The sequence below is a fragment of the Lysinibacillus sp. JNUCC 51 genome, assembly GCF_015999525.1.
GTDB lineage: Bacteria > Bacillota > Bacilli > Bacillales_A > Planococcaceae > Lysinibacillus > Lysinibacillus xylanilyticus.
Map to the genome: position 1 here is coordinate 638012 of NZ_CP065545.1, position 14046 is coordinate 652057.

Sequence of the window (14046 nt, forward strand, 5' to 3'; positions counted from 1 at the left end):
AAATTATTGGTAAAAAGATACTTTTCATTAAAGGTAGCATGTGCAAGATTCACTGAAAAGATACATTTAGCCTTAAAAATCCGTTGCCTATTGAAATAGACAACGGATTATTTTTTGTATCGTGGATATTACTTACCTATTTCATTTTGTAATTGCTCTAAAAACTGTACCATAAATTGATGGCGCTCATTAGCCATTTGCTTGCCCTTCTCTGTAATCATTAAATCCTTCAGCAATAATAGCTTCTCATAAAAGTGGGTAACTGAGGATGTATTTTTATTGCGATATTCCTCTTCTGTCATATCCGTACGAGCATCCTCTTCCTTATCGTAAAGCTTCCGACCTTTTGCTCCACCAAAAGCAAATGTGCGCGCAATACCGATTGCTCCAATCGCATCTAAGCGATCTGCATCTCGTACTATTTTCGCCTCGATAGAAGTTGCTTCTAGCTCATTGCCACCATTAAACGACACTTGTGCGATGCAATCTCGAATATGTTGCTTCTTCTCCTCGCTCAAAGACAGCTCGGCAATTAGCTTATTCTCTTGCTCCTTGCTATCGGTATACTTTTTATCACTAACATCATGCAACAGCACAGCAATTTTCACGACCTCTGCATCGGCTTCTGGCTCCGTATGTAATATCGCTAACGCATTTTGATAAACACGTTCAATGTGTTGAAAATCATGACTAGCATCAAATTGCTCGTAAATCCCTCGTACTTTGTTCATTAAATTGTTCATATTCTTAGTTCAGTCCCTTCATACTTTATTATACGGTATTGCTTAGACTAGTTGTTAATTAAGTAACCTCCGTGCTTAATAAAATAACAACATGATTAGTTGATTTCAATTGACTAATTTTTCAGAATATTGTAAGATAAATGTACAGAACAATTATTTTTGTTCTGTTGGTTCATTATTTCAGTAATGTACAAGAACTATGTTTTGACAGATTAAACAACTTCAGCGGGCTTTACAATTGAATACTGTGTTGAAAGATGACGTGCGTATAATGAAAACCAATCATCTAAAACAAATAAAAGTGAACACTTTCCCTTAGAAATTCTTTGTTTTACCCGCATAGTGAATGTACATGACGAGATAAGTGAACAAACAATTACTTGTTTTCACGACCAAGAAAGCTTTGAGCATATGTCGCAAGCGTGTGATATTTTTATCATTAATCGATGTTACCTTCTTCTATTCATTATCTTGAATATGTGTGAACGTAACTCCTCCCATTAATGGCAAATAGCATACCAGTTACTTGCCAACATTTTGCTAAAAGTTAAATCATCAGAGTCGTGCTAACAAAACTAGAGAATTCTTTTTTAGGCAACAATTTTTCCGAATTATATGTAAGCCGTAAATGAAGTATTAAGTTATGAAGGAAGTAGGAACGATAGTTATGTTATGTAATACCAACCCGCTGAAGAAACAATAAAAGCTGCCCATCTTATTTTTTGTAGATGATGGCAGCTTTTATTTTTCTTTAATTGACATTTTTAAAGCCATATATCTCCTATCTCCCTTTTCTTCGCTTCTTGTTATTCCCAATTTCCCTTCTAAGATATTCTAAGGGAAAAAAATCTGAACACGGGAGATTTTAGGGACATGACGAACCTTGTTAACCATAACTTATTGTTATTTATCTTCACGATTTTGAATTAGCCTTTCTTTGATTTCTTTAATACGCTCCACAGATAAATCTGTTATTCTATGAATAAAATCAATATCCATTCCACTAGCTAAAAGTTTGTTAGCAGTTTCTTCTTTCTCTTTTTCTATTCCTTTTTGTTCTGCCATATGCTTTACATCCTCTAACTTTGCCTCTTCATCAAGGATATACTTTAAGCGTGATTGATAAGCAATAACATCTTCCTGTGATAAACTTAGCTCTTCCCAAACATTAAATGCTTGTAATAAATGTTCGTCCTTCATCGCTAGTTCCTCCAATTCACGATAAATTTTTTCATAGACCTTTTTCTTTCGTGCATCAACCATTCCTAATAACAATAACCAGCGTGCTAAAATATCATCCAATTGCTTAAGAACTCCTCTTTGCCATTGTTCAAGGAATTTATTCATTTCAATAAAGTGCACTTCCAAAGCATCATCCTGTATAACTAATGCTCTAATGTTTTATCCTCATATAAATGGAATGTACTGTGATAATACGCACTTTGAGGAAACAACGTGAAATTACATATATTAATGGTAATAGTCGGTAGCAGTTTATGATAACCCATACCCTTTTGTAATTGTGATGTATACAATTGAGCCCAGTAAAATAATGTACGCTTAAACATATCGTGTTGATTAAACAATTGAATTTCAATATTAATCATTTGCTGATCCTGCGTTTTCACAACAATATCTAATCTCGACTGCTTATCATCCTTGTATCCTCCACCAACTTCTTGTTTCATAAAAGCCACTTATTGGATGGTATTTCGACCAGTTCGATTTAAAATCGCATTAAGAAAAACAATGGTTATATGTTTATTTTTTTCACTACCAAACATTTGCTTAAATGCATAGTCTACTTTCAAATCCATCAATTTAGTTAGCGGAATCCTCCGTAATGCCTTTTCACTCACAACTTTCACTTCCTTTTGTTCATTAAAAGTACGGTCATAATTCTTTATATTTTATCATGCTTCGTTAATAGGTCCAACTTCAAACATGTTCAAACACAATGATACTGTCCAGTATTAATTTATATAGGAAATAGGAACAAAAAGTTTGTAATACGAACACCCGCAGAAGAAACAATAAAAGCTGCCCATCATATTGTCGATAAAGTCAGCTTTAATTAATTTATTGAAGTATCAGCATACTAAAACAAGACTACTCATACGTTTTAGTAAGAGGGGATGATCATGTTGAAAAGCTTGTTAGAAAATGTAAACCTGTTAGAAAATATATATCATACATCTATAGCATTCCTTCTCTTATGTTCAATTTTTTCTGTGAGACTTTTAAAAATTTTAAAGCGTGAAAGAAAACTTTCTTTTTTTGAGAATATAATGAATATAATCATTCGAATTGCAATTTTTTTATGGCTAGCTAGTTTTCTCCTTATTGAATATGTGGGCAATTAATTTTCTTCCCTCTTTTTCACAAGAACTATAATGCCTTGACATAATACAGTGACAACCACATGAGGCTTAATTTCTTACATCGGAAGTTTGGACATTCTCAAAAAAAAGTTTAAAAAGCTGCCCTTCATAACTAAAAGGAGCAGCTTTTACATTTATATATTCTTTTGTATTTTTTTCAATCTAGAACAATCCTACTGCATGTCCTTCATTATCCACGTCCATACGTAAGGCAGCTGGTGCTTTTGGTAAACCTGGCATTGTCATAATATCCCCAGTTAAGCAAACTAGGAAGCCTGCACCAAGTTTAGGAATGACTTCGCGAATGGTGATTGTAAAGCCTTCTGGACGTCCTAAAAGACTTGGTTGGTCTGATAAAGAATATTGCGTTTTCGCCATACAAATCGGTAGTGCATCCCAGCCAAATTTTTCGATTTGGGCGATTTGCTTTTTCGCTTGGTCGGTAAATTGCACATCTTTCCCACCATAAACTTTTTGCACAATTGTACGTACTTTTTCCTCAATAGATTCTGTTACATCATATAAAGGTGAGAAATTGTTATCTTCATCAAGAACAGCTAGCACTTGTTCAGCTAAGCCTAGACCACCTTGTCCGCCTTCCTCCCAGACATTTGTACGCGCGATACGAACATGATTTTCTTTACACCAATTCAGGACTGCTTCTAACTCAGCCTCTGTGTCCGTAATAAAACGATTCAAAGCAATAATCGGTTCGACGCCAAATGAACGAACTGTCTCGACGTGTTTAGCTAAGTTTTCAATTCCTTGTAGAAGTGCTTCAACATTTTCGCCAACAAGTGACGTTTTCGCAACACCGCCATGCATTTTTAATGCACGAATTGTAGCTACGATTACAACCGCACTTGGTTTAAAGCCCGCTTTACGCGCTTTAATATTCATAAATTTTTCAGCGCCTAAATCTGAACCAAAGCCTGCTTCTGTCACAACGATATCTGCCAGCTTACGAGCTGTTTGTGTCGCCATAATCGAGTTACAGCCGTGTGCGATGTTGGCAAATGGTCCACCGTGAATAATGGCAGGTGTCCCCTCAAGTGTTTGCACTAAGTTTGGTTTGAAGGCATCTTTTAATAATAAAGTTAAGGCTCCCTCTACTTGAAGATCACGCACGAATACAGGCTCACGGTCAAATGTATAACCAATTACGATACTTGCTAAACGTTCACGTAAATCTTCAATACTTGTAGCTAAACAGAAAACTGCCATAACTTCTGATGCAACAGTAATGTCAAAGCCGTCCTCACGTGGCATCCCTTGAACAGGACCTCCGAGACCCACAACAACTTTACGAAGGGCGCGATCATTTAAATCCATTACACGCTTCCAAATTATACGGCGAGGGTCAATGTTTAGAGCATTTCCTTGATGGATATGATTATCAATAAAGGCTGATAATGCATTATTCGCAGTCGTAATTGCATGAAGGTCACCAGTGAAATGCAAGTTAATATCTTCCATTGGCACAACCTGTGCATATCCACCACCTGTTGCACCACCTTTTACACCCATTACAGGGCCTAGTGATGGCTCACGTAAAGCAACAACAACATTTTTATTTAATTGATGAAGTGCATCAGAAAGCCCAACCGTTACAGTTGATTTCCCTTCACCCGCTGGAGTTGGACTAATAGCTGTTACCAATACAACTTTTGCATCCTCACCATGTGCTGTTATTTTTAATGGATCAATTTTTGCTTTGTAGCGACCATACTGTTCAAGTGCATCCTCTGGAATACCTGCAGCTTTCGCTATTTCAGTAATAGGTTGCATAACCGCTTGATTAGCGATTTCTAGATCTGTTAAAGGTTGTTTTTTCGTTGTCATTTGGCATCCTACTTTCTATGTTGTTAATTTCCATTATAGACTTAATTGTGAAAAAAATCATAGTAAGTTATCCAAGTATTTCGACAATCAATTGACAACTTTGCTCAATTCATGTATGTTCTAAATGAAAATGCATTTTTTCACATTTTCACAATTTATGTCACGACTTAATTGATTTTATTCTACATTCAAGCGCATGGGAGGCGAATGCTTATGCAACAAGGAATCGTAAAGTGGTTCAATAACGAAAAAGGTTATGGCTTTATTGAATGTGATGATGGAGAAGATGTATTTGTACATTTTACGGGAATCCAAGAGGAAGGCTTCCGTACACTTGAAGAAGGTCAAAAGGTATCATTTGATGTGGTGGAAGGCAATCGAGGACCACAGGCGTCAAATGTTGTGAAAGCATAAACTCAAAGGAGCTGTTCGATGGATGAACGGCTCCTTTTTTCAGATGCTCTTAATTGTATTAGCGCCGCTTTATCTTCTAGATATTATACCTTCAGCAATTGATCCAATAAAAAGCTCCGGGAAAAACTAGCGTTTCCTTCGTTCTGTCAGTATCCTTAAGTGTAACCCCAAACGGCCCTTCATTTAAATGACCTAGTGTCATAGTAGCTGCAGCGACTTCGTCATAAAAATCCAGGCGAATATTTGGTAAATGTAAGGAAATACACTGTTCTTGTTGTTCAGGTTCTGGTAGCTGAAATACTTCCCTCCATATATTCACTGTAGCTTGCACATTTTTCACATAAAATTGGATAGATTCCATCGAAATTGTTTGATTCTTATCAATGGCTCCATTTGCTTTTAATTGTGCAACACGTTCCTCATCAGTATCAGTCCACTCAATCAAAAACGGAAAATCAATTGCCTGCTCCGGCTTCCCAAAGTGCAATAACTTCCATTCTATTACAGAGCCATCTGGTCTTGTACGACTACAAGCATCAGGTCCATATACTTCATATCCAAGTGCACGCAAACGTTGTGCCTCTTCGTCAATATTTTTTGTACGTAATGCAATTCTTGAAAAACCATAGCGCTCATTAACACGCTTAAACGTATAATGTAGGGAATAGGGTAATTTCACTGCATTTTCAAATAAATCACGATCATAAATTGCTATTTGCTCAATATAGTTTAATCCAAAGTAGCTTAACGTATTGTATGTCCCCCACATTGTATGTTGACCACCGTTAACTGTATGGATATTACGTTTATTTAAGAAAACCTTTGTATTTTCTGGTGATTGAACTTGATGAACTAGATGGTCAAAATATAAAGTCATGAATGAACCCCCCTTTTTTCTCTATTATATACTTTACCTGTTAGTTTTGTTGGTTTAAAATAAAATTTAGAATATTACAACTATATAGAAGTTACTATATTTTATGATATCTTTTTTTAAATGCTCTGCAACTAAATGTTTTCGATGCTAGTAGTTCATCAAAATAATTTTTATTTTCATAAATCAATGAAGAGGTGATTAGAATGACAGACAAAGTAACTGCTTTTAAACTAGCATTAGGTAATTATCCAACAGGTGTTACGGTTGTAACTGCTTGTAATGACGCAGGTGAACCTATTGGCTTAACTGTTAATTCCTTTGCGTCAGTTTCCATAGATCCACTCCTTATTTTATGGTCGCTCGATAAAAAATCACAGCTGCATCCATATTTTACAGTTGCTCAAAAGTTTGCTGTCAATATTTTAGCGAGCAATCAAGAACACTTATGTACGTTATTTTCAAGTAAAATCCCAGATCGTTTCGCCCAGGCTAAATGGTCAACCTCTACTTTAGGTCTACCGATTTTACATGATACTGCAGCCATTTTACAATGCAAAACGTCTCAGCAAATTGATGCTGGGGATCATACAATATTTATCGGGCATGTCCTAGAAATTGAAAATGCACAGAAGGAACCTTTACTGTATCATCGCAGACATATTGGTGAAATCCCGAATAGTTTTTATCAATAGGCTATTGCAAGAAGAATATACGCAAAACCAGGTTGATTCGTTGTAATCATCCTGGTTTTTGACGTCGGATTGTTGCTTTTTTTTAGGTGTGTTTCTAGAACAATCCAAATGATAAGTCCCTGATGATTTAGTTTAGCGAAATAAATTCGGCCTACAAATACTTGTTCAACAATCAATCATTATACCGCTTACTTTTTCTGTGGAAATCTCTGTTTTTCAAGTCTGTTAATTTGCACAATGACACCATCTTGAATCGTTATGTTTACTTCTCCAAATTCCAAATTTTGAATTGCCTTTGCAATTGCCTCTAGCTTTTTGTCGTCTACCTTTGCCTGTTGAGTCATCCGATACACCCCTTCTTTTTAACATATTTTGAGGCCAATACGTCAATCATAGCCCACTTATCCCTTGGGAAGCTCTACTAGATTTGACCTATTCTATTTGTTATCGAAGAAGCTTCATTTTGGCCAAGTCTTCTAACACTCCCGATAAGAGAAATACGTTTCTTGGAAATAATTCTATAATTCAGAAAACCCATTGTCAATATAAATATTATAAAACTTAGTTGTTTACTAAGAAATGAAGGAATATGAAGTATGGTCTATATTTATGCCAGTAAGTATCACTATAGACTTCACGGGGCAAAAATAAAAACTGCGCAGATCAATTTACCTCTACACAGTTTTTGTTTTAATCATTTTATAAAAGATCCATTAATGCTTTCGCTGTCTTTTGCTTGCCCATAACCTTTATAGCTTCGCCTTTAGCCGGTACAATCCAGTGTGGCTCATCTCCACCATATAAAGATTGTGAGCTATTAGCTACCATAAACTGAGCGTTGGCCGTTTCCATCCGTAGACGTGCGCGAGACAGTAAAAATTCCTCATCATCTGTTGCCTCAAGTTTAAAGCCCACTAAAGTTACTTTCGGCTGCCACTCTTTTATTTGACCTAAAACTTTAGGTGCCTTTTTAAAGTGAATGATAGGTGGCTCGTCAGATGGCATTTTACCTGATTCCTCTATTAAATTCCCAGCTTGGTCATACACTTTGTCAATGAGCCAATCAGAACCTGCAGCTGCCATAATAACGAAATCCACCTGCTCTTCCTGAACTGCATGACGAATCTTCTCGCCTAAATCTTCAATACCTTCAAATTGAATGGTACGCATTTTATCTTTGTTCGCAGGAAGCTGTGCAAAATAACCATGCATATACAATACGCTTGCCCCAGCCGCTAGTGCCGCTTCAGCTAAATAACAGCCCATCGACCCTTTCGATAAATTCGTATGCCCACGCACACGATCCCATTTTTCAAGTGTTCCCCCACTTGTAATTAGTACGGTCTTACCTCGTAATGTCCCCATACACTCACCTTTTTTCTAATCAATTTCGCCTTGGCGTAATTGCGTCCGGATTTTTAAAGGAATGAATTGTGCCTGCACAATCCATTCCTTTAAAAATCCGTGACATCCGCCGGAGGCTTTATCTTCATTCAGTAGGTGTTTGGACAACTACAGAAAAAGTAATCAAAATTGCATTCATCTCACCACCTTTAGAGGTGAGAATCTTCTGTAGCTGTCGCTTTGCTTTCGCTACAAAAAATATCTGCTGAATGAAGATAAATATACAAATACTATTTTAACGTAATGCTATGTTATGCTTCAATGTTGTTTTTATAGAGTTAGTAGCTCTCCTAAGAGTTTAATTCATATTTTGCTCTTTTAACCATGAACTTAATATTTCCGCAAATTTCTTTGTCACTGGTGATGCCTGATGTTTCATAGCTATTCCTATAGTACGATAGCCACCTTGTTTTAAAGGTATAGCTTTTATCGTAGGAGGCAAGTTATACGTCACTAATTTCGGTAAAATACTAATTCCAAGCTGGTGAGCAATCATTGAAATAATCCCTACCTCTTCCGATAGTTCAAAGCGAATATTTGGCTTCACGTGATATTGTTCTAACAGTACTTTAACATCATTTGTTCCTTTGTATGAAGTCATGATAAATGGCATGTCTTCTAGTTCAACAATATCAATTTCCGCTTTATTATAAAGTGGACTTTTATCGGAGACAATACACAGCAATGGATCTTGCTGAAGCTCGGTAAACTGATACTGCATAGACTTTTGACCATTTAAAAATCCTGCATCAACCTCTCCACTTAATAGCCATTGTTCAATTTCATAATAATCTCCCTCACGTAATTCGACTTGAATACCAGGAAATTGATTGTCCATAATACGAACAATTTCCGGCATCCAGTTTGAGGAAATACTTGAAATTACACCAATTCTCACTTTCCCTCGAGTAACGCCAAGTATGTGAGCGGCTTCTTGCTGTAACAGTTCTTGTGCATCTAGGACATGTCTCATTGCCCTCAGCATTGTATTACCTTCACTCGTTAATGTGACACCTGCTCGACTTCTGTGAATGAGTGCAAAGCCGAACTCCTTTTCTAAGCTTGAAACAGCATGACTTACAGCAGATTGGGTTAATCCCAATGCATCTGCTGCTTTTGTAAAGCTTGCTACCTCAGCCACTTTATTTAAAATCTCATATTTGACTAAACTCATCGCCTTGTCCTCAATATACATGAATTTTTTTAATACTAACCATTATAAACATTCGTTTTACTAATCACAATACAAGAGATATAGTAATTTTTAGAATAAAAACTGTTTTAGTACACAGATTGTAGGTGAGCAAATGAGTATCCAAGGAAAAGCAAATTTATTGATGGTTATAGTGACAATGTTTTGGGGCTTATCTTATACCTTTATGGTAATGGGACTTGAAACATTGGCTGTTTATAATGTGGTGGCATTGCGTTGTATCATCGCATTTGTCGTAGCTGGTATTATCTTTTATAAACGTATGATTAAAGTCGATATTAAAACATTAAAATATGCAGCTATACAAGGATTTATATTATTCATCGTATTCGTTCTAAGCTTATTCGGACTAGAAACAACATCGGTGTCAAATGCTGGTTTTATTTTAAGTCTAACAGTTATCCTAGTCCCTATTTTCAGCAGTTTTATTGAAAAGAAATTACCTTCAAGAGCAGTTAGCTTTGCGATTATTTGCACAATGATTGGGATTACAATTTTAACGGCACATGGCTCATTTACCTTTCAAAAAGGTGATATTTTAATAGCCATCGCTGCACTATGTTATTCTTTTTACTTACTGTTAAACAGTTCATTTACACGGAGCGTTGAATCAATTTCTTATGGCGTTTACCAGCTTGGTTTTGCTGGACTTTATGCACTTGTATTAACATTAATTTTCGAAACACCAACACTACCAAATACAACGACTTCTTGGATTGCTATTATAGGACTTGGTGTCATTTGTAGTGCATTTTGCTTCGTAGGTCAAACTGTTGCACAACAGTTTACTTCTGCTACACATACAGGACTAATATTTTCCTTAGAGCCAATTTTCGCAGCAATGTTTGCCATGATGTTTATTGGTGAAGGAATAACGGTAAAAATCATAATAGGTGGTAGCTTTATTCTAATTGGTAACCTTGTTGCTCAATTGGAGCATCTCCATGTATTACGCTTTATTAAAAAACATGAACATGAAAAAGCTATAAATTAATCTTTACTACACAAATAGACAGAGTGATGCATGTGCAATCACTCTGTCTATTTGATATATTTGGCTCTGGGATTTAACCTCCCCATTACACATGAATCATGACGAATATATTATGCTGTCATACGTCCAGTTGAATGTTGAGCAAATAATACTATGACGCCTTGTTCTACGAGGTGAGCATAGTAAGCTGTTTGCCCCTCTGTAAGTTTAAATCGCTTCAGTCCTTCCATTACTGCCGTTTCACCGGTAAACCAAGACTTAAATCGATCCACCCAATTCCCGACCTCATGTGTTTTAACATTAGCATCCCATTCTACACCCTCAAATTTACTTGGATCCTTTGCAATAACGTAAATGTCCTCTAAGTGATATGCTACTAATCGCATACTTTCTAAAATATGAAGCATTTCTTCCCTTGTATGGGCCACTTCAATTTGTGGGTTTTGTTCATTTATCATGCTCAATTCCTCCTAATTTTTATGGCTTACTTGGTATCTACCCATCCTATTCAAGAAAAAAACCATTTTCCACATTCTTTTTACGAACTGTAATAATTGTTATAGCTTTGAGATACATGTTCACATTTTTAAAAAATGGTCTTGTACTTTTATGAAATGTAAAAAATAGGCGACAAGAGCATTAAAGAGTTCCCATCGCCTAACCATTTACTTGTAGTTTAATGTCCAAGGAAGGCCTTCAGCATCCATGTATGCTTTTCTAGGGACTGGTACATAGCATTTAGTATATCCTCCGTTCGATCGTCCCCTTCTTCTGCCGCAAGCTCCATTGTCGCATTTAAAGCTTTCATAAGTTTTTGGAAATCTGCAATGATTGTAGCTACCATTTCCTCTGTCGTCTCATTCCCTGTTGCTTCCTCTACAAAGGATAGCTCAAGATGTTCTTTTAACGTAGCAACTGGTTTTCCATCCTTCGATAGGATACGTTCTGCAATTTCATCTAGATTTAACGTTGTTTCATTATATAATTCTTCAAATTTTGCATGTAGTGTAAAGAAAGCATTCCCCGTGACATACCAATGATAATTGTGTAATTTCGTATAAAGTACAGACCATGTAGCGACAAGTTTATTCAATTGTTTGTTTAAGTTTTGTGTCATTATTTCTCCTCCAATGTGCCAGTGTTCTAGATATTAGTATGCGTTGCAAAGTATGCTAGCTATACACACATTTTTTCCATGACACAAAAAGGGCATTTGTAGATACAAAAAATACAAAACCTAAACAGTTTCCGCTCATAGCCAGTCCAAAAAAACAGATGGATTCCTCAATTGGACGTTTAACAAACCTAATAAGAAATTGTCATTTACAATTAGACTACTTGAGTTCCTTACGAATTTCTTTTATCTTTGTCACTGGAATCTTTGAAACTTTAGCAATCCACTCATCGTCAGCACCCGTTTCAATTAAACCACTGATTATTTGTTTTATGGTTTGTTCAATTCCTTAGTTTCTACATTATTGTTATATTTTTAAGAAGATTAAAACTATTCTCTATAATTATTTCACTTTCCGAAATAGTTTCGTTATAATGGAATCACTTACTCAAAAGGGGTGTTAATTAATGGAGATATTACCATTACGAAAAGATGTACCAGTAGAACAGACATGGGATTTAACAGATTTACTTGAAAATGACGCGGAATTTGAGCCATCATTAGCGAAGTTAGTGGAGGATGCAATAAATTTTGAACGCACATATCAAGGTACAATTACGGATGCCCAAAAGGTAATCGATATTTTAACAGCTTATGAGGCACTATATGAAAGCATAATTCCTATTGGTAGTTATGCAAGCTTAAATAAGCAAGCTGATCATACAGATAACGAAGCCCAAATGCGTGCTGCAAAATATGGTACAGCAGTCGGAAAAATAAGTAGTACATTTTCTTTTGTACGTAGTGAATTACTAGCACTAGATGAGTCTATTTTAGAAGAAGCTGCTACATTAAGCCCTAATTATAAAGTCTATTTAGAGGAACTATTAAAACAAAAGCCTCATCAGCTACATCCAGAAGTAGAAAAAGCACTAGCTGCATTCAGCTCTACTTTTGATGCACCTTATGAAACGTATAATACGGCAAAGCTGGTTGATATGCATTTCGGAGAGTTTGAGGCCAATGGCGAAAAACATCCACTTAGTTTTGTATTATACGAAAATGACTGGGAGTTTGACGCTGATACAAAAGTACGCCATGCTGCATTCCAAGTATTTTCAAATAAATTACGGGATTATCAGCACACAACTGCGAAAATCTATAACACACACATTCAACAGGAAAAAACAATGGCTGATTTACGTGGCTTTGATTCTGTCATTGACTATTTATTATTTGATCAAGATGTTGATCGTACGCTTTATAATCGTCAAATAGATCTGATTACGAAAGAGCTTGCACCTCATATGCGCCGTTATGCAAAACTTATTCAACAAGCAAATGGCATTGAAAAAATGACATTTGCTGATTTAAAGATTGCTCTTGATCCAGACTTTGATCCGAAATTAACAATGGCTGAAGCAAAAGAATATGTTGAAAAAGCATTAGACGTTATGGGTGAGGATTACAAAGAGATGATCGAAAAGGCATTTAACGAACGCTGGATTGATTATGCACCAAACAAAGGAAAATCGACTGGGGCATTCTGTTCAAGTCCATATGGTAGTCATCCGTATATTTTAATGTCTTGGAATGAACGTATGAATGAGGTATTTACTTTAATTCATGAGCTTGGGCACGCAGGTCATTTTGTAAATGCACATGCCCATCAATCCTATTTTAACAGTCGTCCTTCGTTATACTTTATCGAGGCACCATCAACAATGAATGAAATGCTGCTTGCGAATTATTTATTAACCCATAACGACGATCTTCGATTCAAACGTTGGGTAATTTCAAATATTGTATCCAAAACGTATTATCATAACTTCGTCACACACTTACTAGAGGCTGCTTATCAACGAAAAGTATATGAATTAGTCGATGCTGGAGAAGCTGTGAATGCTACTGTTTTAAATCAATTAAAACGCTCCGTATTAGAAGATTTCTGGGGTGACACTGTCGATATTACTGAGGGAGCAGAGCTTACTTGGATGCGTCAACCACACTATTATATGGGCCTATATCCATACACATATAGCGCTGGTTTAACAATTTCTACACAAGTATCCAAGCGTATCTTAAATGAAGGTAAAACGGCTGTAGATGAATGGTTAGCTGTCCTTCAAGCTGGTGGTACGAAATCACCTGTAGAGCTAGCTCAAATGGCGGGTGTCGATGTTACAACAGACCAGCCGCTTCGAGATACGATTGCTTATATTGGTCACCTTATTGATGAGCTTGAACGATTAACGACAGAAATGGTAGCTATCAAAGGCTAAACAAAGCGCGAACCATCTATGCTATTGCTATTATCTAGGGTGAAATATTTATAATCAAACTACTAAAAAGGTATTACATTTTAATGATGT

General features: G+C 36.2%; 14 protein-coding genes and 1 pseudogene. 5 read left to right on the top strand and 10 right to left on the bottom strand.

The annotated features are described in order from the left end of the window. Positions 1-128: 128 nt before the first annotated feature. The 3 genes and pseudogenes from JNUCC51_RS03420 to JNUCC51_RS03430 all read right to left on the bottom strand — a co-directional run bounded on the left by JNUCC51_RS03420 (position 129) and on the right by JNUCC51_RS03430 (position 2560). The gene (locus JNUCC51_RS03420) at positions 129-743 is read right to left on the bottom strand and encodes an HD domain-containing protein (RefSeq protein ID WP_337990847.1); all 615 of its coding nucleotides are present in this window, start codon (positions 741-743) and stop codon (positions 129-131) included. A gap of 903 nt (positions 744-1646) precedes the next feature. Beyond that, the gene (locus JNUCC51_RS03425; protein ID WP_337990848.1) at positions 1647-2105 is read right to left on the bottom strand and encodes an Rpn family recombination-promoting nuclease/putative transposase; all 459 of its coding nucleotides are present in this window, start codon (positions 2103-2105) and stop codon (positions 1647-1649) included. 23 nt (positions 2106-2128) lie between these two features. After that, a pseudogene (locus JNUCC51_RS03430) lies at positions 2129-2560 on the bottom strand (Rpn family recombination-promoting nuclease/putative transposase). 324 nt (positions 2561-2884) lie between these two features. Between JNUCC51_RS03430 and JNUCC51_RS03435 the strand changes: the two are divergent. Beyond that, entirely contained in the window at positions 2885-3106 is a 222-nt protein-coding gene (locus JNUCC51_RS03435) for a hypothetical protein (protein WP_337990849.1), read from the top strand. Positions 3107-3286: 180 nt separating this feature from the next. On the opposite strand, the gene JNUCC51_RS03440 is transcribed toward JNUCC51_RS03435, so the two are convergent. Continuing rightward, positions 3287-4966 (bottom strand): formate--tetrahydrofolate ligase, encoded by a 1680-nt coding sequence (locus JNUCC51_RS03440; RefSeq protein WP_337990850.1) that lies wholly within the window; start codon positions 4964-4966, stop codon positions 3287-3289. Positions 4967-5179: 213 nt separating this feature from the next. Here JNUCC51_RS03440 and JNUCC51_RS03445 point away from each other — a divergent pair, with 213 nt between their 5' ends. Next, a complete protein-coding gene (locus JNUCC51_RS03445) occupies positions 5180-5380 on the top strand; it encodes a cold-shock protein (protein ID WP_100543016.1) in 201 nt (66 codons plus the stop codon). 91 nt (positions 5381-5471) lie between these two features. Here JNUCC51_RS03445 and JNUCC51_RS03450 read toward each other — a convergent pair whose 3' ends face one another. Further along, complete coding sequence (locus tag JNUCC51_RS03450; RefSeq protein ID WP_337990851.1) at positions 5472-6257, bottom strand: VOC family protein; 786 nt, start codon at positions 6255-6257, stop codon at positions 5472-5474. Positions 6258-6460: 203 nt separating this feature from the next. On the opposite strand from JNUCC51_RS03450, the gene JNUCC51_RS03455 reads away from it, so the two are divergent. Further along, entirely contained in the window at positions 6461-6949 is a 489-nt protein-coding gene (locus JNUCC51_RS03455; RefSeq protein WP_337990852.1) for a flavin reductase family protein, read from the top strand. 188 nt (positions 6950-7137) lie between these two features. Here the strand turns inward: JNUCC51_RS03455 and JNUCC51_RS03460 are convergent, their stop codons facing one another. The 3 genes from JNUCC51_RS03460 to JNUCC51_RS03470 form a co-directional block, all read right to left on the bottom strand. Next, the gene (locus JNUCC51_RS03460; protein ID WP_079560078.1) at positions 7138-7293 is read right to left on the bottom strand and encodes a YezD family protein; all 156 of its coding nucleotides are present in this window, start codon (positions 7291-7293) and stop codon (positions 7138-7140) included. A 355-nt stretch (positions 7294-7648) separates the two neighbouring features. Continuing rightward, on the bottom strand, positions 7649-8314 hold the full coding sequence (locus JNUCC51_RS03465) for a phosphopantothenoylcysteine decarboxylase domain-containing protein (protein ID WP_337990853.1): 666 nt from the start codon (positions 8312-8314) through the stop codon (positions 7649-7651). Positions 8315-8651: 337 nt separating this feature from the next. After that, entirely contained in the window at positions 8652-9527 is an 876-nt protein-coding gene (locus JNUCC51_RS03470; RefSeq protein ID WP_049666464.1) for a LysR family transcriptional regulator, read from the bottom strand. Positions 9528-9660: 133 nt separating this feature from the next. On the opposite strand from JNUCC51_RS03470, the gene JNUCC51_RS03475 reads away from it, so the two are divergent. Next, positions 9661-10560, top strand: a complete 900-nt coding sequence (locus JNUCC51_RS03475; RefSeq protein ID WP_337990854.1) for a DMT family transporter — start codon at positions 9661-9663, stop codon at positions 10558-10560. Between the two features lie 110 nt (positions 10561-10670). Here the strand turns inward: JNUCC51_RS03475 and JNUCC51_RS03480 are convergent, their stop codons facing one another. Then, the gene (locus JNUCC51_RS03480; RefSeq protein WP_337990855.1) at positions 10671-11018 is read right to left on the bottom strand and encodes a general stress protein; all 348 of its coding nucleotides are present in this window, start codon (positions 11016-11018) and stop codon (positions 10671-10673) included. A gap of 218 nt (positions 11019-11236) precedes the next feature. Next, complete coding sequence (locus tag JNUCC51_RS03485; protein WP_337990856.1) at positions 11237-11677, bottom strand: Dps family protein; 441 nt, start codon at positions 11675-11677, stop codon at positions 11237-11239. Between the two features lie 464 nt (positions 11678-12141). Between JNUCC51_RS03485 and pepF the strand changes: the two genes are divergently transcribed. Continuing rightward, complete coding sequence (gene pepF / locus JNUCC51_RS03490; protein ID WP_337990857.1) at positions 12142-13956, top strand: oligoendopeptidase F; 1815 nt, start codon at positions 12142-12144, stop codon at positions 13954-13956. Positions 13957-14046: the final 90 nt, after the last annotated feature.

Excerpts from the sequence above, each read along its gene's own strand:
- JNUCC51_RS03455 (WP_337990852.1), top strand. The coding sequence starts at position 6,461 with ATGACAGACAAAGTAACTGCTTTTAAACTAGCATTAGGTAATTATCCA.
- JNUCC51_RS03440 (WP_337990850.1), bottom strand. The coding sequence starts at position 4,966 with ATGACAACGAAAAAACAACCTTTAACAGATCTAGAAATCGCTAATCAA.
- JNUCC51_RS03435 (WP_337990849.1), top strand. The coding sequence starts at position 2,885 with ATGTTGAAAAGCTTGTTAGAAAATGTAAACCTGTTAGAAAATATATAT.
- pepF (WP_337990857.1), top strand. The coding sequence starts at position 12,142 with ATGGAGATATTACCATTACGAAAAGATGTACCAGTAGAACAGACATGG.
- JNUCC51_RS03470 (WP_049666464.1), bottom strand. The coding sequence starts at position 9,527 with ATGAGTTTAGTCAAATATGAGATTTTAAATAAAGTGGCTGAGGTAGCA.
- JNUCC51_RS03460 (WP_079560078.1), bottom strand. The coding sequence starts at position 7,293 with ATGACTCAACAGGCAAAGGTAGACGACAAAAAGCTAGAGGCAATTGCA.
- JNUCC51_RS03450 (WP_337990851.1), bottom strand. The coding sequence starts at position 6,257 with ATGACTTTATATTTTGACCATCTAGTTCATCAAGTTCAATCACCAGAA.
- JNUCC51_RS03445 (WP_100543016.1), top strand. The coding sequence starts at position 5,180 with ATGCAACAAGGAATCGTAAAGTGGTTCAATAACGAAAAAGGTTATGGC.
- JNUCC51_RS03480 (WP_337990855.1), bottom strand. The coding sequence starts at position 11,018 with ATGATAAATGAACAAAACCCACAAATTGAAGTGGCCCATACAAGGGAA.
- JNUCC51_RS03475 (WP_337990854.1), top strand. The coding sequence starts at position 9,661 with ATGAGTATCCAAGGAAAAGCAAATTTATTGATGGTTATAGTGACAATG.
- JNUCC51_RS03420 (WP_337990847.1), bottom strand. The coding sequence starts at position 743 with ATGAACAATTTAATGAACAAAGTACGAGGGATTTACGAGCAATTTGAT.
- JNUCC51_RS03465 (WP_337990853.1), bottom strand. The coding sequence starts at position 8,314 with ATGGGGACATTACGAGGTAAGACCGTACTAATTACAAGTGGGGGAACA.
- JNUCC51_RS03485 (WP_337990856.1), bottom strand. The coding sequence starts at position 11,677 with ATGACACAAAACTTAAACAAACAATTGAATAAACTTGTCGCTACATGG.